The 19,295-nt window shown below is 65.1% G+C and carries 22 protein-coding genes; 4 read left to right on the top strand and 18 right to left on the bottom strand.

What is annotated here, in order from left to right; genetic code table 11:
• Positions 1 to 98: 98 nt before the first annotated feature.
• From Q0P52_RS05225 to Q0P52_RS05310, 18 genes are all read right to left on the bottom strand, one after another.
• A complete protein-coding gene (locus Q0P52_RS05225; protein ID WP_293764420.1) occupies positions 99 to 272 on the bottom strand; it encodes a hypothetical protein in 174 nt (57 codons plus the stop codon).
• 26 nt (positions 273 to 298) lie between these two features.
• Positions 299 to 781 (bottom strand): hypothetical protein, encoded by a 483-nt coding sequence (locus tag Q0P52_RS05230; protein ID WP_293813675.1) that lies wholly within the window; start codon positions 779 to 781, stop codon positions 299 to 301.
• 53 nt (positions 782 to 834) lie between these two features.
• A complete protein-coding gene (locus Q0P52_RS05235) occupies positions 835 to 1,524 on the bottom strand; it encodes a Crp/Fnr family transcriptional regulator (protein ID WP_293764425.1) in 690 nt (229 codons plus the stop codon).
• A gap of 119 nt (positions 1,525 to 1,643) precedes the next feature.
• Positions 1,644 to 3,182 (bottom strand): cytochrome D1 domain-containing protein, encoded by a 1,539-nt coding sequence (locus tag Q0P52_RS05240; RefSeq protein WP_293764427.1) that lies wholly within the window; start codon positions 3,180 to 3,182, stop codon positions 1,644 to 1,646.
• On the bottom strand, positions 3,179 to 4,384 hold the full coding sequence (nirJ, locus tag Q0P52_RS05245) for a heme d1 biosynthesis radical SAM protein NirJ (protein ID WP_293764430.1): 1,206 nt from the start codon (positions 4,382 to 4,384) through the stop codon (positions 3,179 to 3,181). Before nirJ ends, Q0P52_RS05240 begins: the two co-directional genes overlap by 4 nt.
• Positions 4,385 to 4,474: 90 nt before the next feature.
• A complete protein-coding gene (locus Q0P52_RS05250) occupies positions 4,475 to 5,455 on the bottom strand; it encodes an AsnC family transcriptional regulator (protein WP_293764432.1) in 981 nt (326 codons plus the stop codon).
• Positions 5,448 to 6,443 carry an Lrp/AsnC family transcriptional regulator gene (locus Q0P52_RS05255; RefSeq protein WP_293764434.1) on the bottom strand — a complete coding sequence of 332 codons (996 nt, stop codon included), beginning with the start codon at positions 6,441 to 6,443 and terminating at the stop codon, positions 5,448 to 5,450. The genes Q0P52_RS05250 and Q0P52_RS05255 overlap by 8 nt, the downstream gene beginning before the upstream one ends.
• Positions 6,443 to 7,636, bottom strand: a complete 1,194-nt coding sequence (locus Q0P52_RS05260; protein WP_293764437.1) for a cytochrome D1 domain-containing protein — start codon at positions 7,634 to 7,636, stop codon at positions 6,443 to 6,445. The genes Q0P52_RS05255 and Q0P52_RS05260 overlap by 1 nt, the downstream gene beginning before the upstream one ends.
• Positions 7,597 to 7,935, bottom strand: a complete 339-nt coding sequence (locus tag Q0P52_RS05265) for a cytochrome c (RefSeq protein WP_293764439.1) — start codon at positions 7,933 to 7,935, stop codon at positions 7,597 to 7,599. The genes Q0P52_RS05260 and Q0P52_RS05265 overlap by 40 nt, the downstream gene beginning before the upstream one ends.
• The gene (locus Q0P52_RS05270; RefSeq protein WP_293764442.1) at positions 7,917 to 8,225 is read right to left on the bottom strand and encodes a c-type cytochrome; all 309 of its coding nucleotides are present in this window, start codon (positions 8,223 to 8,225) and stop codon (positions 7,917 to 7,919) included. Before Q0P52_RS05270 ends, Q0P52_RS05265 begins: the two co-directional genes overlap by 19 nt.
• 50 nt (positions 8,226 to 8,275) lie before the next feature.
• A complete protein-coding gene (locus Q0P52_RS05275) occupies positions 8,276 to 10,003 on the bottom strand; it encodes a nitrite reductase (RefSeq protein WP_293764445.1) in 1,728 nt (575 codons plus the stop codon).
• A gap of 78 nt (positions 10,004 to 10,081) precedes the next feature.
• Positions 10,082 to 10,306, bottom strand: coding sequence for a DUF3079 domain-containing protein (locus Q0P52_RS05280; RefSeq protein ID WP_293764448.1), 225 nt, complete (start codon positions 10,304 to 10,306; stop codon positions 10,082 to 10,084).
• 165 nt (positions 10,307 to 10,471) lie between these two features.
• Positions 10,472 to 12,301, bottom strand: a complete 1,830-nt coding sequence (locus tag Q0P52_RS05285) for a VWA domain-containing protein (protein WP_293764450.1) — start codon at positions 12,299 to 12,301, stop codon at positions 10,472 to 10,474.
• A gap of 4 nt (positions 12,302 to 12,305) precedes the next feature.
• A complete protein-coding gene (locus tag Q0P52_RS05290; RefSeq protein WP_293764453.1) occupies positions 12,306 to 13,109 on the bottom strand; it encodes a CbbQ/NirQ/NorQ/GpvN family protein in 804 nt (267 codons plus the stop codon).
• A 10-nt stretch (positions 13,110 to 13,119) separates the two neighbouring features.
• Positions 13,120 to 13,374 (bottom strand): cytochrome C oxidase subunit IV family protein, encoded by a 255-nt coding sequence (locus Q0P52_RS05295; protein WP_293764456.1) that lies wholly within the window; start codon positions 13,372 to 13,374, stop codon positions 13,120 to 13,122.
• A gap of 128 nt (positions 13,375 to 13,502) precedes the next feature.
• Positions 13,503 to 14,090, bottom strand: a complete 588-nt coding sequence (locus Q0P52_RS05300) for a cytochrome c oxidase subunit 3 family protein (protein ID WP_293764459.1) — start codon at positions 14,088 to 14,090, stop codon at positions 13,503 to 13,505.
• Between the two features lie 248 nt (positions 14,091 to 14,338).
• A complete protein-coding gene (locus tag Q0P52_RS05305; RefSeq protein ID WP_293764462.1) occupies positions 14,339 to 15,766 on the bottom strand; it encodes a cbb3-type cytochrome c oxidase subunit I in 1,428 nt (475 codons plus the stop codon).
• Between the two features lie 33 nt (positions 15,767 to 15,799).
• Positions 15,800 to 16,297 (bottom strand): cytochrome c, encoded by a 498-nt coding sequence (locus tag Q0P52_RS05310; RefSeq protein WP_293764465.1) that lies wholly within the window; start codon positions 16,295 to 16,297, stop codon positions 15,800 to 15,802.
• 82 nt (positions 16,298 to 16,379) lie between these two features.
• Between Q0P52_RS05310 and cobA the strand changes: the two genes are divergently transcribed.
• The 4 genes from cobA to Q0P52_RS05330 all read left to right on the top strand — a co-directional run bounded on the left by cobA (position 16,380) and on the right by Q0P52_RS05330 (position 19,203).
• Complete coding sequence (cobA, locus tag Q0P52_RS05315; RefSeq protein WP_293764467.1) at positions 16,380 to 17,213, top strand: uroporphyrinogen-III C-methyltransferase; 834 nt, start codon at positions 16,380 to 16,382, stop codon at positions 17,211 to 17,213.
• Positions 17,214 to 17,294: 81 nt separating this feature from the next.
• Positions 17,295 to 17,723: a hemerythrin domain-containing protein gene (locus Q0P52_RS05320; RefSeq protein ID WP_293764470.1), complete on the top strand. Its 429-nt coding sequence runs from the start codon at positions 17,295 to 17,297 to the stop codon at positions 17,721 to 17,723.
• The gene (locus tag Q0P52_RS05325) at positions 17,720 to 17,932 is read left to right on the top strand and encodes a DUF2249 domain-containing protein (RefSeq protein WP_293764472.1); all 213 of its coding nucleotides are present in this window, start codon (positions 17,720 to 17,722) and stop codon (positions 17,930 to 17,932) included. The genes Q0P52_RS05320 and Q0P52_RS05325 overlap by 4 nt, the downstream gene beginning before the upstream one ends.
• The gene (locus Q0P52_RS05330) at positions 17,929 to 19,203 is read left to right on the top strand and encodes a hypothetical protein (RefSeq protein WP_293764474.1); all 1,275 of its coding nucleotides are present in this window, start codon (positions 17,929 to 17,931) and stop codon (positions 19,201 to 19,203) included. The genes Q0P52_RS05325 and Q0P52_RS05330 overlap by 4 nt, the downstream gene beginning before the upstream one ends.
• The last annotated feature ends 92 nt before the right edge of the window (positions 19,204 to 19,295 follow it).

A 19,295-nucleotide genomic window follows, 5' to 3' on the forward strand; every position in this document is an offset into this window, starting at 1 on the left:
GCGCCTGCCCTTGTTGCGTACTGCCTAGCGCCGCCAAAGCGCTAATGCCTCAGCCCCTTTTGCGCGGCTCCTGAAGCATCATCAACAACCTCCGGTACTTATTTCTTGCCTTTACCGCCGTTGCCGCCCTTGCCCGAGACGGCAGACTTGGCGGCGTTTGCCGATTTGGCCGCGGCCTTCGCCTGCGTCTGGATGGTGGACTTGAGCGACTCTGCCGTAGCCAGGTCGGTCTGTGCTGTAGCCAGATCGCCGGCCTTGACGGCGGCGGCCATGCCTTCAAGCGCGGTATTGCGTGCTTTTACGCTGACATCGCCGTTTCCAACGCGGCGCGGTCAGCCGCCACTTGGCTGCTGGCTGCTGGGCCGGTTTCCGGCTGCACGCCGGCATCCCCGCTCAAATCGCGCGCATCATGCGCCAGCTCCGCCTTGTCCAAGGCGCGATCAATACGGACCAGCGTCAAATCGCGGTGCGCCGCCGCAACCTTGGCTTCAGCCTGCCGGATAGCGCTGCCCAGCGCCTCTACCTTGGCCAGCTGCGTTTGCGCAGTGGCGAGGTCACCGGCTTGCAGCGCCTGCTCCGCCACGCGGCGATCCACGCGCAAAGCGGACGCAGCGGCCAGATCCATCTGCAACGCCGCCCGATCGGCATGAATATCCGTACTGTCGCGGGCGATGTCCGTGGCGTCGCGAGCAATATCGCGCGCAACTTGCGTGATGTCGCCGGCCAACACGGCACCGCTGCCAAGACCGGGCGCATGCGCCCCCATGTTGCGTTGGACCACCCGGCGGACCCAACGCCGGCAGCGCACGCGCCGCCGACATCGAGCCACCGGCTTTACTCGCGATTGCCGAAGGCCTTGAGCTTGTCCACGTTCACCAGAGTGATGTCGCGGCCTTCCACCATGATGAGGTCCGCTTCGATCAGCTGATGCAGCATGCGGGAGAAGGTTTCCGGCGTGAGATTCAGCCGGGATGCGATCAGATTCTTGTTGACCGGCAATGACACCTGCGGCATGAGGTCGCAGCCCTCTTCCGGCAGATGCTGCAGCAGATAGCCGATAACGCGTTGCAAAGAGCTCTCTATCGAGTAACGCTCCACATCCCGCACCAGGCCATGCAGGCGCAGCGACAGCCCGGCCAGCAGGCGGCGGGCGAACGCCGCGTCATTGTCTATCGCCTGCAGGATGCCTTCGGCTTCTACCTTGAGCAGCATGCCGTCTTCCAGAAACTGCGCCATCACCGGGCAAGGCCGGCCAAGGAACATCACCGCCTCGGCGAAGCTCTGCCCCGGCTGGATGATTTCCATCACTTTTTCATTGCCCTGCGCCGAGGATAGCGCCAGTTTCACCCGGCCAAACACCACCAGGAACATGCCATCGCAAGGGTCGCCCTTCTGGAAAATGACCTGGCCCTTGAGGCCGCGCACTTCATGCGTATGCGGCACCAGCGCGCTGATCTGCTCGGGCGACAGCTGCTGGAACAAGGGCTGATGACGAAGGAAAGATGGAATGTCCAGATTGCTCATGACGGTATGCGCTCGATTGCCGGGGTGGCCTCCACTATAAGAGCCCACCCCGGCCTCAACCATGCGCCGTTGGCAGGAGGCGGCTAGTCCTATGGGACTAGTCCCCAGCCCCGGCGCGATCAGTGACTGGTGCCCTCGGAGCGGGTCACCTTGTTGTACACATTGTATTTGCCGATGGGTTTCATCATCGGCAGGCTGGCCACCTCCCGGAAGGTGGCCGCGTCCACCACCAGCAGCTCGCCGGGGTTTTCCATCACCGACACCAGCGCGTAGCGGCCGTCGCGGGTGAACTCCACGTGCGCCGTGGTCTTGCCCGGCCGCAATACCAGCTCTTTCACCATGCTCATGCTGCGCTTGTCGATGATGGACAGCGTGTCCTTGCGCGCGCTCATCATGGAGTCGGCCCAGGCATAGGGGGTGTTTTCATGGCTGCGCAAGAAAAAACCCGGCCCCGGCAACGCGATATCCTTCACCACGCGCCAGCTTGCCATATCAACAAAGGTCAAACGGCCGCCCTTGAGATTGGGCGTAGCCATGTAGCGATGGCCGTCAGCGCTGAACACAATGCCCGAGCCCAGATGCGGCATGCCGCCCAAGGCCAGATCCGCCACTTTGCCGCCGCTGACCAGGCTGATCACCTCGGCCTTGCCCTCGCGCGACGCGCCCAGCACGTGGCGGTATTCCGGATCAAAGAAAAAGTCGTCCAGCACCATGTCCAGCGGGATGACGCGCGGATTCAGATAGCCCGGCAGCGATGCGCCTTCGGCCAACCTGTAGTCGTGCATCAGCCCGGGATGCAAGGGTTCGGCGTCGGCGCGACAAGATATTTCCCACAACTCCGGCACATCTTTCAGCGCCACCACAAAGCTGTTGCGCGGTGCGGCGTCGTACACCGCGGACACGCGCGAGGGTTTGCCGTCGCGGCTTTTCACCGCCCAGGTTTTCTCTGGCCGCAATCCATCGGCGCGCAGCAACACCAGCGTCTGCGGCAGCGTGTTGCCGGCCAGCACCCAGCGGCCGTCGGCGGAGACGGCGATATTGCGGGTATTGAGGCCCACGCGAATGTCCGCCACGACCTGCAGGCTGTAGAGATCGTACTGGGTGACCCAGCCGTCGCGGCTGGCGAAATAGACGAAGCGGCCGTCGGGCGAGAACTTGGGCCCGCCGTGCAGGGCGTAATGGCTAGCAAAGCGCGCCAGCGGAGTAAAGCGGTCGCCATCGAGAATGCTGACATGGTGGTCGCCCGCCTCCACCACCACAAAGAGGTTTTGCGGATTGGCCGCATACACCGGGCGCGCCGGCAAGGTCTCGGGAGACACCAGTTGCCGGCGGCTGGCCTGCATGTCGGCGTCGGTCCATTGCGGCGTCTTGCCGGGCGATTGCGCCAGCCAGCCGGCCAGCTGGCGAATATCGTCCTCGTTGATGCGGTCGGCAAACGCCTGCATCTGCGTTGCCTCGCGACCGCGACGAATGGTGTCGACCACCTCGGCCGGTTTCAGCCGTTCAAGACTTTCCGGCAGCAATGCCGGCCCCATGCCGCCCAGTCTGTCCGCTCCGTGGCAGCTCTGACAATGCCGGGTATACAGCGCGGCCGGATCGGCCGCCCAGGCCGGCGCGCCGGCGCACAACATCCACAACAGCCATAAGGTGCGCTTCATGCCGTCACCTCCCGCCGCCAGGGCGTCAAGGCCGGCAGCGCGTAGCTGCCCGGCGTCACGCCGATTTCTTCGTCGCTGAGATAACAGGCCGGATCGGCCGCCCAGAAATCGCCGGTCAGTTCCCAGGCGCGCACCCGAGTGTTGCCGTTGCAAATATCGCGATGCGCGCAGGCTCCGCAACGGCCCAACACTGGGCGCGGCGTTTGCCGCAGGCCGGCCATCAGCGGGTGGGAGGCATCGCGCCAGATAGCGGAAAACGGACGCTCGCGCACATTGCCCAGCTTGATTTTCCACCACATGGTATCGGGATGGACGTTGCCAAGATTATCGATATTGGCCACGTTGACACCGCTGGCGTTGCCGCCCCAGCGCCTCAGCGCTTCGCGCAGTGCTTCCGCCCTTTGCGGATAATGCCGGCGCGCCCAGTGCAGCAGGTAAACACCGTCGGCATCGTTGTTGCCGGTGACAAACTCGCGCGGCCGGCTGGCGCGCAGTTGCGCCAGCGCCTGTTCGATCAGCAGATCCATCGCCCAGCGGGTGCGCGCATGGCGCACATCGTCGGCGCGGTGCTTGTTACCGCGCCCGGCGTAATTGAGGTGGGAGAAATAAAACTTGTCGATGTCCTCATCGGCCATCAGCTGCAACAAGGCCGGCAAGTCCTGGGCGTTGTCTTCGGTCATGGTGTAGCGGATGCCCACTTTCATGCCGGCCTCACGCGCCAGCCGCACCCCGCGCAACGCCAGCTCAAAGCCGCCCGCCAGACGGCGGAAGGCGTCATGGGTTTCGCCGATACCGTCCAGACTCACGCCCACATAGTCAAAACCGGTGTCGGCCAGCGCCGCCACGTTGCGCTCGTCTATCAAAGTGCCATTGCTGGACAAGCCCACGTAAAAACCCATGGCCTTGGCACGGCGGCCGATATCGAGGATGTCCGGCCGCAGCAGAGGCTCCCCGCCCGACAGAATCAGCACCGGCACGCCGAAGGCCTTGAGGTCGTCCATCACCTCGTACGCTTCCGCCGTGCTCAGTTCACCCGGAAAGTCCCGGTTGGCCGACGTGGAATAGCAATGCTGGCAGGTGAGATTGCAGCGGCGGATGAGGTTCCAGATCACCACCGGGCCGGTTGGCGCGGCGGCTGACCGGGCAAGCGGCGCGCCGGTGGTTTGGTCCAGCAGGCGCAAGTATTGAGTTAGTCGCAACATGGAAGGCTCCGCCGCAGAATGATGGCATGAGTGTGCGGCGGTGGTTGGCGGGCGCTCCTTGATTCGGGTCAACCGAATCCCGGCCGGCGCTCAAAGCCGCAGGCCGGTCTTTTTCAGGATGCGACTGGAAAACAGGATGTCGTGACTGCGGCAGGCCTCGCCCAGCAAAGCGCGCGCCTCCGCCAGCGCCGCCAGCGCCGCCGAACGGTTCTGACCGTGTACCATGGCGAACAGATTGTACGGCCAATCCGGCAGGCAGCGCGGCCGTCGATAGCAATGGCTGACCGCATCCAGTCCGCCCAGCCGCTCGCCCAGCGCATCCACCGCCGCGTCGTCCACATCGAACACCGCCATGCCGTTGGCGCGATAGCCGATGGCGTAGTGATTGGGCACCGCGCCAATACGACGGATCACGCCCTGCTCCAGCCAAGCCGCCAGCCGCGCCAGCACGTCGTCTTCGGACAAGCCCAGCGCCTTGCCCACCGCTTGATAGGGCCGCGAGCACAAAGGCAGCCCGGCCTGTGTGGCCTGGATCAGCCGCCGGTCTGCCTCGGTCAAGGTCGCGGCTTCGCCGGCCGCCGCCGACGTCGGCGCGGCCCCCACCGGCGAAGCGCCCCCCACACGAAAACGCATGCCCACGTAGTACTCGCGCTCCTTGGGGAAGGCGCGCACCGTCAGGCCAGTCACGGTTTCAATGCCTTGCCGGGCGGCGTCGATGGCGGCGGCGCTGTCCGCAGCCAGCACGAACCACATATTGAGTCGATGCTCACGGCGGTAATTGTGCGCCACCGCCGGCAAGGCGTTGACGACGGCGGCCACATCGTCAAAGCGGGCTTCTGGTACCGCCATGGCGGCCAGTACGAAGCGCCCGCCCAGCCGCTCTATCTGGAACATCGGCCCGAACCGAGTCAGCACGCCGTTCTGCAACAAAGCGCGCAAACGCCCGATCAGCGCCGCTTCGGCCAACCCTAGTCGGCCGCCCGCAGCCTGGAATGGACGCGCGCTCAGCGGAAAGCCGCCCTGCAGTTGTTCGATCAATCTGGCGTCAATGGCGTCCAGTCCGTCAGGCATGACCATAGCGGGCTCCCGATTGCTTGTAGCGGCGTGTGGAGCGCAAAACGGCCAGCGGCACATCATGCAGGCCGTGGCGGCGGCGGATGTCGTCCAGCGCCGCATCCAGCGCTTGCGCGTCGCGCGCGTGGATCATGGTAAACAGTTGATAGGGCCAGTCCGGCGCGCGCGCGGGTCGCTCGTAGCAAAGGGTAACGGCCGGCTCCGCCGACAGCAGCCTGGCAACACGGTCGCGCTCGACGATGTCGTCTATGCGCCAGACGCACATAGCGTTGGCGCGGTAACCCAGTTCGTGATGCCGCACTACCATGCCGAAACGGCGAATCACCCGCTCGCTTTGCCAGCGGGCGATCTGCCCCAGCGCTTGCGCCTCGTCCAGCCCGCAACTGTCCGCCAGTGCGGCATAGGGCCGTTCGGTCAGCGGCAGGCCGCCAGACAGGGCCGCCAGCAAGCGCTGTCGTTGCCAGTCCGCCAGCTCGACCGGCAAGGGCGCCGCCACCGCCACCCGCGCCGGCAGGTGACCGCCGGGCAAAAAATCAAAGCCGAGGTCGATATGGTATTCGCGCACCAGCGGCAGATTGAGCGGCCGGATGCCGGTGGCGAGGTAAATGCGCGACAGCACATCCGCCACGCCGGCCGGCGAATCGGCCGCCACCACAAACCACAGGTTGTAGCGGTGGTCGCGGCGATAGTTGTGATTCACTTGGCGATGGCTGCTGACAAAGCTGGCTACGCTGTCCAGTTGCGCTTCCGGCACCGCCATCGCCGCCAGCGTGCTGCTGCCCACGGTATTGGGCGCGAATACCGCGCCGATGCGCGACAGCAAGCCGGCCTCGCGCGCGCGGCCAAGCGCGGCCAGCAACCCGTCCTCGTCCCAGCCTGGCGGCATGGTCTCGGCCAGCGCGGCGAAGGGGCGGCTCTGCAAGGGAAAGCAGCGCTGGCAATCATTGATCAGCCGCAACAGCGCGGCATCCTGAGCGGCGGGCATCACATGCCCATCCGGCCGGCGCGCCAGCTGAAGAACACGCCGGACGGACTGCGCGCCGGCAATTCGCGCACAGTCTTCAAACTGGCGGTATCGATCACCACCAGCTTGTCGTCGTCGCGGCTGGACAACCATACTGCGTCGCCGCGCGGCGTGAATTCCATGTGCAGGATGGCCTTGCCCGGGTGCAAGGTGGCGATGACTGCGCGAGTGGGCACGTCGATCACCTGCACCTTGTCATTGTCGGGAAAAGCAAAATTGACCCAAACCCGGCGGCCCGAGGGTTCCGCCATCACGAACACCGGCTGGCCCAGCACCGGCACGGTTGCCACCTGCGCCCAGCTGCGGTTGTCAGCCATCAGCACCTGATGGTGGCCCACCGCGGGCAGGAAGGCGTAATCCCCCGCCAGCGACCAGCCGCGCAAATGCGGCATCTTGTAGACCGGCATGGCCTGCTCGCCCCTGCCATAACCCGCCAGCACGCGACGCACGCCCAGATCTGGCCGCCAGGTATCCAGCAGGGACAAGCCGTCCTCTCCGTACAGGCCGGCCAGGAAATAACGACCATCCATGCTGGCCAGCCCGTCATAAGGGCTCTTGCCCGCCCCCGGATGGCGTTCCACCACCGGATGCGCCGGATCGCTGGCGTCCATGACATCGATTTCGTCGGCGTCGAACAGCGCATAGGCAAAGCGCTTGCCCGGCAAGTCGGCCAGCCCCACTACTCGCGAGGGTTTGCCGTTGACGCCCGGCGCGGCCGGCACGTCCGCCAGTAAAGCCAGGCTGTCGGCGTCAAACAGTCGCACGCCGCCCGGCTGATAATTTTGCGCGGCAATCACCTTGCCGTCGGAAGAGATCGCCCCGCCGATGCTGTTGCTGGCCTGCGCCACCCGGCGCACGAGTATCAGCCTCAACAAGTCCACCTTGCTGATGGCGCCGTCGCGTCCGAACACATAGGCGTAGCGGGCATCGCGCGAAAACACCACCGAGGCGTGCGACAGATCGCCCAGCCCCTCCACCCGCCCAAGTGAAGTCTGATGCGTGTTGTCCACCACTTGCACACTGCCGGAGGCGCGCTCTATCACCACCCCCAAATCCCCGGTGCCGCGCAGCGCGGGCGCGGCGCAGGCGGCCAGCAGCAGGGACAGCGAACCGATCAGGGCGGCGCGCCCTGTTTCAACCAGTAAACCAGCCATTTCGCTTCTTCTTCAGTAAGAAAAGGACGCCAGGGCGGCATCGGTGTGCCGGGGCGTCCATTGAGGATGACGGCGGCCAGACTCTCGTCCGGCTTGTCCTTGAGCGCCTCTGGCGTCAGCGGGGAGCCAAGCCCGCCACGGAAGGTCAGACCGTGGCAGGCTCCGCAATCCTGCCGCGCCAGATGGCGGATGACCGCCATCCGCTCAGGCTGCGGCGCAGGCGGCGCACCGGCAAACACCGCCGAGCCGCCACACAACAGCAACGCCGCCGCCCAGCGCCTTAACGCGTCAGGATCCATTGCACCATGACCTTGAGGTCGGCATCCGGCACTTGCGGATTAGGCGACATCGGCACCGGCCCAAAACTGCCGGAGCCGCCCTTCTTCACCTTGTCCATCAACTTGGCCACAACATCCTGCCCCTTGTATTTGGCGGCCACCTGCTTGTAAGACGGCCCCACCACCTTGGCGTCCACGGCGTGACAGGCCAGGCAGTTGTTCTGCTTGAGCAAGTCTTCGGGCGTGGCCGCGCCGGCCTGGGCGGCCATCAGTGCGGCGGCCAGGGAAATCATCGTCAACGCTGCTTTCATATCAAGCTCCTCTGCCCGCCGGAACACCGGCGGGCTCGATCGCGCAAGGATCAATAAATATCGTGCTGGGTGTTGAACACGTTGAACTTGCCGGTGGGCGTGATCAGGCGCGGGTCCTTGATCACCGCCTTCAGCTTGCGGGTCTTGTCGTCCACCACCACGATGGCCGACTGCTTGTCCTTGGCGCTCCACACCGAGAACCACACTTCGCTGCCGTCCTTGTTGTACTCGGGCTGCAACACGCGCTTGGCCCCATCGCCCAGGCCTGCCCATTCGCCGATAGGCAGTACGGCGTAACCCTTGTCCAGATGATTGATGTCGAACACCGCCGCGCTCTGGCTGACCGCTGCCTCAGGATTGAGCGCGGTGTCCACCCACAGGTTGTGCGACTTGGGATGGGTCTTGATGAACAGCGAACCGCCGCCCTGCCCCTTCAGCGTACGCACTACCTTCCAGGCCTGGGCCTTGTGTTTGTCGGGGTCGGTGCCCACCAGGCTGATGCTGTCGTCGCCCAGGTGGCCGGTAGCCCATACCGGGCCGTATTGCGGGTCGACAAAGTTGGCGCCGCGCCCTGGGTGCGGCGTCTTGCCCACGTCCACCAGCGCTGCCAGCTTGTCCAGCTTGGTATCCACTACCGCCACCTTGTTGGAAGCGTTGGCAGCCACCATGAAGTAACGGCCGGTGGTATCGAAACCGCCGTCATGCAAGAACTTGGCGGCATCGATGGTGGTGGTCTTGAGGTTGGACAGGTCCGAGTAGTCCACCATCATGATCTTGCCGGTTTCCTTGGCGTTGATGACAAACTCGGGCTTGAAGTGGCTGGCCACGATGGAGGCCACGCGCGGCTCGGGGTGGTATTCGTTGTCCACCGTCATGCCCCGGGTGCCGACAATCTTCAGCGGCTTGAGGGTATTGCCGTCCATGATCACGTACTGCGGCGGCCAGTAAGCGCCGGCCACCGCCAGCTTGTCGTCGAAACCCTTGTACTTGGAGGTTTCCACCGAGCGGGCTTCCAGACCGATGCGGATTTCCGCCACGCTGTCGGGCTTGGCCATCCACAGGTCGATCAGATTGATTTTGCCGTCGCGGCCGATCACGTAGAGATAGCGGCCGGACTTGGACAACCGGGAGATATGCACGGCGTAGCCGGTTTTGATCACGCTGACGATCTTCTTGCTGTTGCCGTCGATCAGCGCAATCTGCCCGGCGTCGCGCAGGGTGACGGAGAACAGGTTGGAGATGTCCATGTCGTTCTCTTTATGCTGCGGACGATTCTGTGGCGGCACCAGCACCTTCCAGGTGCCCAGCATGTCCTTCATGCCGAACTCCGGTGGCGTGGGCGGCTCTTGCTGCACATAGCGTGCCATCAGGTCCACCTGCTGGTCAGTCAATTCGCCCGACGTGCCCCAGTTGGGCATGCCGGCCGGCGAGCCGTACTTGATGAAGGTTTTCAGGTATTCGGTGCCGCGCGCCAGCGTGATGTCCGGCGTCAGCGGTTTGCCGGTAGCCCCTTTGCGCAGCACCCCGTGACAGCCGGCGCAGCGTTCAAAATAAATCTGCTTGGCGTGGGTGAATTCCGCCTCGGTCATCGGCGGCGCTTTGGGATTGATGTTCTGGTGCATCGCTTCGCCAGCCAGCGGGGACGGGGCCCCCTGGTATTTGGCTTCGGGCGCATTGGTGGAGGTGGGGGCGTTTTCAGCCCATGCGCTCATGACGGCGAGCGGCAACACGGCCAGCAGAGAACCCTTCATCAGCAGGGACAGCCTCGGGGACTTCATGGTATGTGCTCCAGCGTTAGGAATAACCCTTTTGCCGGCATCATCATCCCGGAGGCATAGCCGCCTCCTTGATTCGAATCAACGGTTTCCGGACGGCCCGGCGGACAGGCTCGGGTCCTCGGCCGGCGAGTCCTCCAGCCCCCAGTCGCCGTACTCATACCAATCGTCGCCCAGCACCTCGGCCGGATGCTGGGTGCGGCTGGAACCGTTGCCGCATTGCAGGGAATCCGCCGGACAATATTTGTCGCAACCCCAGCAGATGCGCTCGGGATGACGGGGGTGCAGCGGAAATTTCTTGGCCATGCGGCGCTCCTCACTCAAGGTAAACCGTATGCTGGCACAGGGCCGCCGCGGAGGCCTTCACCAACATCAAGCCTTCAGCATCATCTGGCGGGCGCAACAAAAAAAACGCCCGGCGGGGACCGGGCGGCAAGCGGTGCGAACACCTTGGAGTGAATGTCAGGCGGCTCAGCCTGTCAGGCTGGCGTAAAGTCGGGTCAGTACTTGCGGCAAGCGTTCGGCCTGCTGCACCACCACGTAACCGCGGTGGCCGAAAAGATGGGGCAGATAGTCGCCCGCCTCGCGATCCACAGTGACGCAAAACGGCGTCACCCCTTCGCGGCGCGCTTCCAGCACCGCCTGCCGGGTGTCCTCAACGCCGTAACGGCCCTCGTAGTGGTCGAGGTCGTTGGGTTTGCCATCCGAAATCATCAGCAGCAGGCGTTTGCTGGCCGGCCGCTGTCGCAGGATGCGCGTGCTCTGGCGAATGGCCGCCCCCATGCGGGTGTAGTAGCCGGGGCGGATGGCCAGAATGCGGCCGCGCGCGGCATCGTCGTACCGATCGGAAAAATCCTTGAGTATCTGCCAGCGCACCTCCTGCCGGCGCAGCGAGGAGAAACCGTACAAGCCGAAATCATCGCCGCTGGCCGCCAGCGCTTCGGCAAACAGCAGCAAACTGTCGCGAATGACATCAATCACCCGTCCCGCCTCGCCCACCCAGCTTTCCGTGGACAGCGACAGATCCGCCAGCGTGAGGCAGGCCAGACTTCGCTCACCGGGCGGCCAGGCCTGGTAGAGCGGCGGTTCGCCCACCGCCACGCCGCTGCGGCGTTCGGCGAAGAAGCGGATGACGCGGTCGATGTCGATATCCGGCCCCGAGGTCTCGCCGCTGCGGCGGCTGCGCTCCGGCGCCAGCGCCTGGAATTGCCGGCGCAAGCGGCGCGCCAGCGGCTGTAGGCGCTCGGGCAACGCCGCCGGAGCGGCGTCGCGCGGATACATGGGACGGATGATGCAGTGATCCTCCACCAGCGTCTGGCGTTTCCAGTGCCATTCCGGCAATTTCAGCCCCGGCCCCAGGGGCGTGTCGTCATAGGCGGCGGCCGGCAAATCCAGGTCAAACCGCAAGCGGCTGCCCTTGCTGCTGGCGTCCTGCGCCACGGTCAAGCGGTTCATGTCTTCGGCGGCGGCCTGGCTGTTGTCGTCGTCATCCTCGTCGGTATGACGGTTTACCTTGACGTATTCGTCCCAGGTAAACAGGCTCTCGGCGCGAAACACCATCAGCATGCCGTTCTTGCGCTCGTCTTGCGCCATGCGTTGCGCGCGATAGCGGCGGTGCCTGGCCGCCGCGTCCTTGCCGGCGTGGTCGCGATCGCTGTCGGCATGCTGCTTGACCACGCCTTCAGCCGCATCCTGCGGGGGCTCGGGATGCAGCCACAAGGGCACCGGCTGGGGCGGACGCATCAGGGGCGGCAACGATACCGCCGCAGCCGGATTCTGCAGCGCCGCGCGAATGGCCCGCTCTACGGCTGCCTCGCCCGCTGGCAGCGCCTCCGGCGGCGTCCGTTCGGCCAACAAGGCGCGCGTCAGCCGCTGATAAAGCGCGGCAAGACCGGGCATGGCGGCCACGGCGCGGGCGGCGGCGCGCTGATTGCGCGCCAGCCAGTCGCCCTGCCCGTCGTCGAAAGCCGCTTGCGCCATCAACCAGAAATAGCATTGGCGATTGAGCTGGGCTTCAGGAAAGCAATCCATCACCTCGGGCAGGTATAAAGCCTGCCGGTCTTGCCAGGCCAGCTCGGCGCGGGTGCCGGTGCCGGCCAATCGTTCCAGCCAGCGCCGGCGCGCGCCGTGCTCGACGCCGACGGTAGAGCGCACCACCAGCGCCGGATCGCCACCCATGGCGCGGAAAAACAGCGGCGCCTGCGGCGCCACGTCGTCCAGCCGGGCAGCGCAAGCGGGAAAACCGCGCCGCGCCGCGCGCCGCACCAGCTTGTCCCACCAGCCGCCAACGATGTCTTCCATGGCCTCAGTCCGCGAACTGGGTGCCGATGACCGCCAGCAGCGCCGCCACGGTATCGGCGTCGTCGCTCAAGGGCTCGGCCAACGCGGTGCGGCAGGCCAGCGCCGGGCGCATGCCCGCCTGCATCAGCTTGGCGGCGTACACCAGCAAACGGGTACTGACCGACTCGTCCAGGTCGTAACCGCCCAAGCGGCGCAATTGACCGGCCAGCGTCACCAGTTGGCGCGCCAGCGCCTCGCCGATGCCGGCTTCCATCATCAACACGCCGGTTTCCAGCTGCGGGGCGGGAAAGCCGAAAGACATGGCCACAAAGCGCTGCCGCGTGCTGGGCTTCAGCGTTTTCAACACATGCTGGTAGCCGGGATTGTAGGACACCACCAGCATGAAGCCGGGTGGAGCCTGCAGCACTTCGCCAGTGCGTTCCACCGGCAGGATGCGGCGATCGTCGGTCAAGGGGTGCAGCACCACGGTAGTGTCCTTGCGCGCCTCCACCACCTCGTCCAGATAACAGATGCCGCCGGCGCGCACCGCGCGGGTCAGCGGACCGTCGCACCACAGAGTTTCGCCATCGGCGATCAGGTGCCGCCCCACCAGATCGGCGGCGGCCAGATCGTCATGACAGGAAACAGTGAACAGCGGCAAGCCCAGTCTGGCCGCCATATGGGCGACGAAACGAGTTTTGCCGCAGCCGGTCGGCCCCTTGATCAACACCGGCAGCTGCTGCCGCCAGGCGGCGTCGAACAGCTCGCACTCATCACCTTGCGGCTGATAAAACGGCACGGTGGTTTCAGCAATGACAGGCGCGTTCACCAGGGTCTCCTCAGAAAAAACTCAGCAGCAGGGCCGACGACACCACTGCCAGCCAGCCCTGCACCAGGGCATGCAGCCAGCGCGGCGCGTGGCGCAGCCCCATGTAGTACTCCACCAGCAGCACGCCCTTGAACCAGGCAAGCGCCAGCACAATCAGGGCCAGTCGGCGCGGATGGCCGTCTTCGGCCAACCATGCCGCCAATACGGTCAGCAGCGATAGCAGCAGCCACAGGGCGCGCTGCGTTCCGGGTGCGGGATAAGTCATGACTGCATCATGCCCCCGCGCCGCCAAGGCCTCCTTGATTCGAAATAAGGCTTTGCGCTTGTCGCCAGGGCGCAGGTCCATCCTCCGCGTTTTGGCCAAGGTTCGCCCGGAACATCATGAGGCCACGCCTAGCGGGCCACATATACCAGCGCAAACAGCACCAGCCACACCAGATCCACCATGTGCCAATAGGCGGCCGCCGTCTCCACGCCGTCCATGGCGTCCGGCGTGTAACGGCCGTCGCGGGCCAGCCGCCACACCGCCGCCACGATCACCATGCCCAGCACCACATGCAGAAAGTGAAACACCGTCAACGACAGATAAAACATCCAGAAGTCATTGGTGGATAGCGTGATGCCGCGCGCGAACTTGCCCACCAGCTCATACAGCTTGAGCGCGAGAAAGCCGCCGCCGCACAACATCGTCAGCGCCAGCGCGCGCCGGCCAGCCGGTTGCCGCCCTTCGGCAAACCTCGACACCGCCGCCAGCATGGCCGCGCTGCCCGCCAGCAAAAACAGGGTGTTGAGCGTAGGCAGGGTCAGATCCAGACTGCGCTGACCGGCGGCAAACAGCGCCGGTTCGCGCCAGCGAAAAACCGCATACACCAGGAAAAACACGCCGAACACCGCCAGCTCGGCAAGAATGAAACACCACATCGCCAGATCGCCGGGCACGCGACGCTCTGGCGGCGCGCTTGATTGCACAAGAGCCTTCATTTCGCTTATCCGATTTTTCAGAATGTTGGCAGGGGCATGCAGGCCGACACAGGAAGAAACCCTTGCTCGGCGCGTCGCAACCCTGCAAACCCGCCAGAGGGCTGTGGGCTCAAGGCAAACAGCGCGAACCGAAGGGCAAAGGGAGATTTGCCCGCGCAAACCTCCCTTGCCAGCCGCCATCCGGCAGCGGCCCATCATCCTCCCTGCCGGGGATGCAAATCAGGGCCAGCCCGAACCCGCCGCGCGTTTTACTCCTCGCGCTTGCCGGTGACGAAGAAGCTGATCACATACAGCACCAAGCCGCAGAAGAAGCTGATGCCGCACACCCAGCGCGCCCAGTAAATCGGCATGATGCGGTCCTGGGTTTCCATGAAGGACAGCGGCGTGTCCGACAGGCGCTGCAACAGCACTTGGGTTGCGCCGGCGGCGGTCAGGCACAGCGTGATGGCCACGATGGACAGCGTCATCACCCAGAACGCCAGCTTTTCCACCTTCTGCGCTTGTGGGCTATTGGCTTCGCGGCCGCGCAGCAAGGGCATGGTGTAGGAAATCATGGTCAGCACCACCATGGCGTAAGCGCCGTAGAAGGCCATGTGACCGTGCGACGCCGTCACCTGCGTGCCGTGGGTGTAGTAGTTCACCACCGACAACGTGCCGAGAAAGCCCCAAACGCCCGCGCCAAGGAAGGACATCACACCGGTGCCCAGCGCCCACAGCGTGGCGGCCTGGTTGGGGTGCTCGCGGCGGCGGCGCTTCACCATGTTGAAGGCGAACATCGTCATCATGAAGAAGGGAATCGGCTCCAGCGCCGAGAAGATCGAACCCCACACCTGCCAGTAGGCCGGCGTACCAATCCAGAAGTAGTGGTGGCCGGTACCCACGATGCCGGTGATCAGCGTCATGGCGATGATCAGGTACAGCCACTTCTCGATGATCTCGCGGTCAACGCCGGTCACTTTCACCAGTACGAAGGCCAGCATGGCGCCCATGATCAACTCCCACACGCCTTCCACCCACAGATGCACCACCCACCACCAGAAGTACTTGTCCAGCACCAAGTTGTTGGGGTTGACGAAGGAGAACAGGAAGAAGATGGCCAGCCCCCACAAGCCCAGCAGCATGACGATGCTGATGCTGGTTTTGCGACCGGCCAGCAGCGTCATGGACAGGTTGTAAAGGAAGGACAGCGCCACCAGCACGATGCCCACCTTGGTGATCAGCGGCTGCTCCAGATAACCCCGGCCCATGGTGGGCAGCAGGTCGTTGCCCGTCAGGTGCGCCAGCACGTTGTAGGGCAGGCCCAGATAGCCGAGGATGGTCAGCGCTCCGGCCACCAGAAACACCCAGAAGGTGATGATGGCGAGTTTCGGGCTGTGCAGTTCACGCTCGGTTTCTTCCGGAATCAGGTAATACCCCGCGCCCATGAAGCCAAACAGCAACCACACGATCAAGAGGTTGGTGTGCACCATGCGGGCGGTGGAAAAGGTGACGACGGGAAAGAGAAAATCCCCCACCACATACTGCAGGCCAATGATCAGCCCGAACACGATCTGGCCGATGAACAGCCCGATGGCGGCGATGAAATACGGCTTGGCCACGGCCTGCGAACGATAGCGCACCTGCGAGGCGGCTGCCGTTGCGCTGGCGGGCAGCGAGGCCACGGTAGCGTTGCTCATGTTGCTCTCCGATTGGAAATGGGAAGGACGGAATCAGCCCTGGATATTGGGCGGCCAGTTATTGGTATTGATCTGGGAGCTGTACTTGAGGAAGGCCACCAGATCATCCAGCTCGGCGTCGTTCAGATGGAATTGCGGCATCTGGCGACGACCCGGCACATTGGTCGGCATGGCCTTCATCCAACCCTTGATGAAATCCGGGCCGCGGCGCACGTAGACATTGCCCAGCTCCGGCCCGAAGTAAGCGCCCTCGCCCAGCAAGGTGTGGCAGCCGCCGCAATTGCGCGTCTCCCAGATCTTCTTGCCGCGCACGGCCTGATCGGTCAGCAGGGCCTGTGCCTTGGCGTTGTGGCTGGGCAAGGCCATGGTGGTGTCCAGCGTCAGCCCCAGGAACAGCAGAAAAAAGAAAATCGAGCCGCCGTAGAAAATATTGCGGGCGGTCGATTTGGTGAAGCTCGCGCTCATCACTTCCTCCTCGAATGCTTGCACCGCCAGTGCGATGCTCGAGGCGAACTGTACGTATCCGGACATTCCGATAGCATTGATTCGAATCAACGATTTCCGGCCCTCCGGCTTTCTACACTGGCGCATCGCCTTTCCGGAGCACGCCGACATGACCCATCCCGCCCCGCCGTTTTCCCTGCCGCCCGCCTCCGCCGTCCCGCCTTCGGCCAACCTCGCCCGCAGCAACTTCCCCCCCGGCAGCGTGGCGCTGGTGGGGGCCGGGCCGGGCAGCGCCGACCTGCTGACCCTGCGCGCGGCGCAGCGACTGTCGCAGGCTGACGTCGTGCTCTACGATCACCTGATCAGCCCCGACATCCTGCTGCTGGCTCCGCCAAGCGCCAGCCGCATCTGCGTGGGCAAGCGCGCCAGCCGCCACACCCTGCCGCAAGGCGATATCAACCAATTGCTGATCGGTTTCGCCCGGCAAGGCCAGCGGGTGGTGCGGCTGAAAGGCGGCGATCCCTTCATGTTCGGTCGCGGCGGCGAAGAGATGCGCGCCGTACTGGCCGCCGGCATTCCCTGTGAATCCGTTCCCGGCGTCAGCGCCGCGCTGGGCGCTGCCGCCAGCCTGCTGTTGCCGCTTACCCATCGCGACTATGCGCAAGGCTGCTGCTTCGTCACAGGCCATCGGCGCGAAGGCGAATCCGCGCTGGCCTGGACCGCCGACACCGGGCCGGACGAAACCCTGGTGGTGTACATGGGGCTGGGAGAGGCGGACAACATCGCCCGCCAGCTCATGGCGCATGGCCGCGCGCCGGACACCCCGGTAGCGGTGGTGGAACAGGCCTGCATGAGCGGCGAGCGCGCCGTTTGCGGCCAACTGGCCGGACTGGGCCGGCTGATTGCGGATCACCAACTGCGCGCGCCGGCCTTGCTGGTGATAGGCGAAGTCGTGAGGCTGCATCAGGAGCTGGCCGCCCTGCGCGCCGCGCTGACGGCCTGAGCCGGATTTCTTGATTCCGGTCATTCAGCCGCCCGGCCACGGCCCGCCATACTGCAGGCTCCACCCCACAAGGACACCGCCATGAGCGCCATCGATACCCTCACCCGCCAGCACCGCGACTGCGACGAACGCTTCGCCGCTTGCGAAGCCGCCGTCCGCACACAGGACTGGGAGTCGGCCAGCACCGCCTTCGCCGGTTTCTGCCAGGAAATGGAAGACCACTTCGGCATCGAAGAAGAAGCTCTATTCCCCGCTTTCGAGTCGGCCAGCGGCCAGAGCATGGGCCCCACCCGCGTGATGCGCATGGAGCACCAGGACATGCGCGAACTGATGCAGGATATGGCGGCAGCGCTGCAAGCCCGCCAAGCCGCCGCCTTCCTCGGCCTCAACGACACCCTGCTCATCCTCATGCAGCAGCACAATATGAAAGAAGAAAACATCCTCTACCCCATGTGCGCGCAAATCCTGCCGGACATGGCCGCACTGATCGCAGAAGGCTGCAAGGCATGACGCCCCGCGACCTGCGTCATCTGGCTCCGCCGGAGCCGATGGAAATCATCCTGGACGCCGCCGAACAGATGCAAAGCGGCGACACGCTTGCCTGGGTGCTGCCTCATCACCCCTCCCCGCTGCTGCCCATGCTGGAGCGCGACGGCTTGCAATACCGTTTCGAACTCGCCGGCGACGGCGGCGTGGTGCTGTTCCTCACCCGGCCATGAGCGCCTGGCTGGATTACGAGCAAGCGCCTCCCCTGTGGTTGCCGCTGGCATACATGCTGGCCGCGCCTTGCTGGCTGCTGGCCGGCGCGCTGCTGCTGGCCGCTCTGCCCGGCGACGCGCCCTTCCGTTTCCAGCCCGCCGTACTGGCGCTCACGCATGTGCTCACGCTGGGGGTGCTGGGCAATGTGATGATCGGCTCGCTGTGGCAGCTGCTGGCGGTGGTCGCCGGCGTGCCGGTGCGCGCACCGCGCCGTTTGCTGCTGATCAGCCACCTGCCGCTGCAGGCCGGTTGCGCGGCGCTGGCGGCCGGCTTCTGGCAAGGCCTCTCACCGGCATGGCTGCAAGCGGGCGCCCTCCTGCTGCTGCCCGCGCTGCTTACCCCGGCCGGCTACGGTCTGCGCGGTCTCTGGCGCAGTCCGGCCAGGGACGCCACCAGCCGCAGCTTGCTGCTGGCCCTGGCGAGTCTGAGCCTGGCGGCGCTGTTCGGCGCGGCCAGCGCGCTCACCCTGAGCGGCCGCCTGCCCCTGCCGCTGACGCCGTTGCTGGACAACCATATCTTGTGGGCGCTGGGCGGCTGGCTCTGCCTGCTGGCGCTGGCAGTGGCGCGCACGGTGATACCCCTGTTTCTGATCACCCCCGCCTGGCAGGAAAAACATCTGTCGCAGGAACAACTGCTGTTCGGCCAACTGACGCTGGCGGCCATGACGCTAGGCCTGGGCCTCGCATCCCCATCCGGCTGGGCCCTGAGCTCCCTGAGCCTGAGCCTGATCGCCGTCGGCTGGCGGCTATTGCGCGCACTGGCTCTCAGCAAACGTCCCGCCGACCCTTCGCGGCGCGGCTGGCGGCTGGCCATGTCCAGCCTGATGGCGGCGGCGGCCTGCCTTGGCGGCTTGCAAGCCGGCATGGACTCTGACGCCCTGTCCATGCTGGCCGGCGGCTTGATGTTGGGAGGGTTCGGCTTGGGTACAGTACTAAGCATGCAAGGCAAGATCCTGCCGTTCTTGCTGTGGCTCGCCTTGAAATCAGCTGGCTTGCTGCGCAAGCAGTTGCCGGCAACGCATGACCTGCTCAGCGAAAGCGCCCACGCCCGTCTGTTGTGGCTGCATGCCGCATGGCTGCTGTGCGGCGGCACCTGGATAGGGTGGGGTATGGCTGCGCCGTTTGCGCTGGCCACGCTGGCGCTGGCCGGCTACTGGCTGGCGCTGGTCATGACCGTGCTGCGCCGCTACCGGCAGTGCCTGCCGCGGCTCCAGCCGCCCCCTAGCCCGTAATACTGCGGCAACCCGAGCTATACACCTTGTCGCCGTACTAGGCACTGCGCCAGATTCGATACCCCCACTCTCCGCCGCCTGTCACTTCGTCC

The organism is uncultured Aquitalea sp. (assembly GCF_945957525.1).
Lineage (GTDB): Bacteria > Pseudomonadota > Gammaproteobacteria > Burkholderiales > Chromobacteriaceae > Aquitalea.

Excerpts from the sequence above, each read along its gene's own strand:
- Q0P52_RS05325 (WP_293764472.1), top strand. The coding sequence starts at position 17,720 with ATGACGCCCCGCGACCTGCGTCATCTGGCTCCGCCGGAGCCGATGGAA.
- Q0P52_RS05270 (WP_293764442.1), bottom strand. The coding sequence starts at position 8,225 with ATGAAAGCAGCGTTGACGATGATTTCCCTGGCCGCCGCACTGATGGCC.
- Q0P52_RS05260 (WP_293764437.1), bottom strand. The coding sequence starts at position 7,636 with ATGGCTGGTTTACTGGTTGAAACAGGGCGCGCCGCCCTGATCGGTTCG.
- Q0P52_RS05255 (WP_293764434.1), bottom strand. The coding sequence starts at position 6,443 with ATGCCCGCCGCTCAGGATGCCGCGCTGTTGCGGCTGATCAATGATTGC.
- Q0P52_RS05280 (WP_293764448.1), bottom strand. The coding sequence starts at position 10,306 with ATGGCCAAGAAATTTCCGCTGCACCCCCGTCATCCCGAGCGCATCTGC.
- Q0P52_RS05235 (WP_293764425.1), bottom strand. The coding sequence starts at position 1,524 with ATGAGCAATCTGGACATTCCATCTTTCCTTCGTCATCAGCCCTTGTTC.
- Q0P52_RS05330 (WP_293764474.1), top strand. The coding sequence starts at position 17,929 with ATGAGCGCCTGGCTGGATTACGAGCAAGCGCCTCCCCTGTGGTTGCCG.
- Q0P52_RS05240 (WP_293764427.1), bottom strand. The coding sequence starts at position 3,182 with ATGAAGCGCACCTTATGGCTGTTGTGGATGTTGTGCGCCGGCGCGCCG.
- Q0P52_RS05310 (WP_293764465.1), bottom strand. The coding sequence starts at position 16,297 with ATGTCCGGATACGTACAGTTCGCCTCGAGCATCGCACTGGCGGTGCAA.
- Q0P52_RS05305 (WP_293764462.1), bottom strand. The coding sequence starts at position 15,766 with ATGAGCAACGCTACCGTGGCCTCGCTGCCCGCCAGCGCAACGGCAGCC.
- cobA (WP_293764467.1), top strand. The coding sequence starts at position 16,380 with ATGACCCATCCCGCCCCGCCGTTTTCCCTGCCGCCCGCCTCCGCCGTC.
- nirJ (WP_293764430.1), bottom strand. The coding sequence starts at position 4,384 with ATGTTGCGACTAACTCAATACTTGCGCCTGCTGGACCAAACCACCGGC.
- Q0P52_RS05300 (WP_293764459.1), bottom strand. The coding sequence starts at position 14,090 with ATGAAGGCTCTTGTGCAATCAAGCGCGCCGCCAGAGCGTCGCGTGCCC.
- Q0P52_RS05285 (WP_293764450.1), bottom strand. The coding sequence starts at position 12,301 with ATGGAAGACATCGTTGGCGGCTGGTGGGACAAGCTGGTGCGGCGCGCG.
- Q0P52_RS05295 (WP_293764456.1), bottom strand. The coding sequence starts at position 13,374 with ATGACTTATCCCGCACCCGGAACGCAGCGCGCCCTGTGGCTGCTGCTA.
- Q0P52_RS05275 (WP_293764445.1), bottom strand. The coding sequence starts at position 10,003 with ATGAAGTCCCCGAGGCTGTCCCTGCTGATGAAGGGTTCTCTGCTGGCC.
- Q0P52_RS05320 (WP_293764470.1), top strand. The coding sequence starts at position 17,295 with ATGAGCGCCATCGATACCCTCACCCGCCAGCACCGCGACTGCGACGAA.
- Q0P52_RS05265 (WP_293764439.1), bottom strand. The coding sequence starts at position 7,935 with ATGGATCCTGACGCGTTAAGGCGCTGGGCGGCGGCGTTGCTGTTGTGT.
- Q0P52_RS05225 (WP_293764420.1), bottom strand. The coding sequence starts at position 272 with ATGGCCGCCGCCGTCAAGGCCGGCGATCTGGCTACAGCACAGACCGAC.
- Q0P52_RS05250 (WP_293764432.1), bottom strand. The coding sequence starts at position 5,455 with ATGCCTGACGGACTGGACGCCATTGACGCCAGATTGATCGAACAACTG.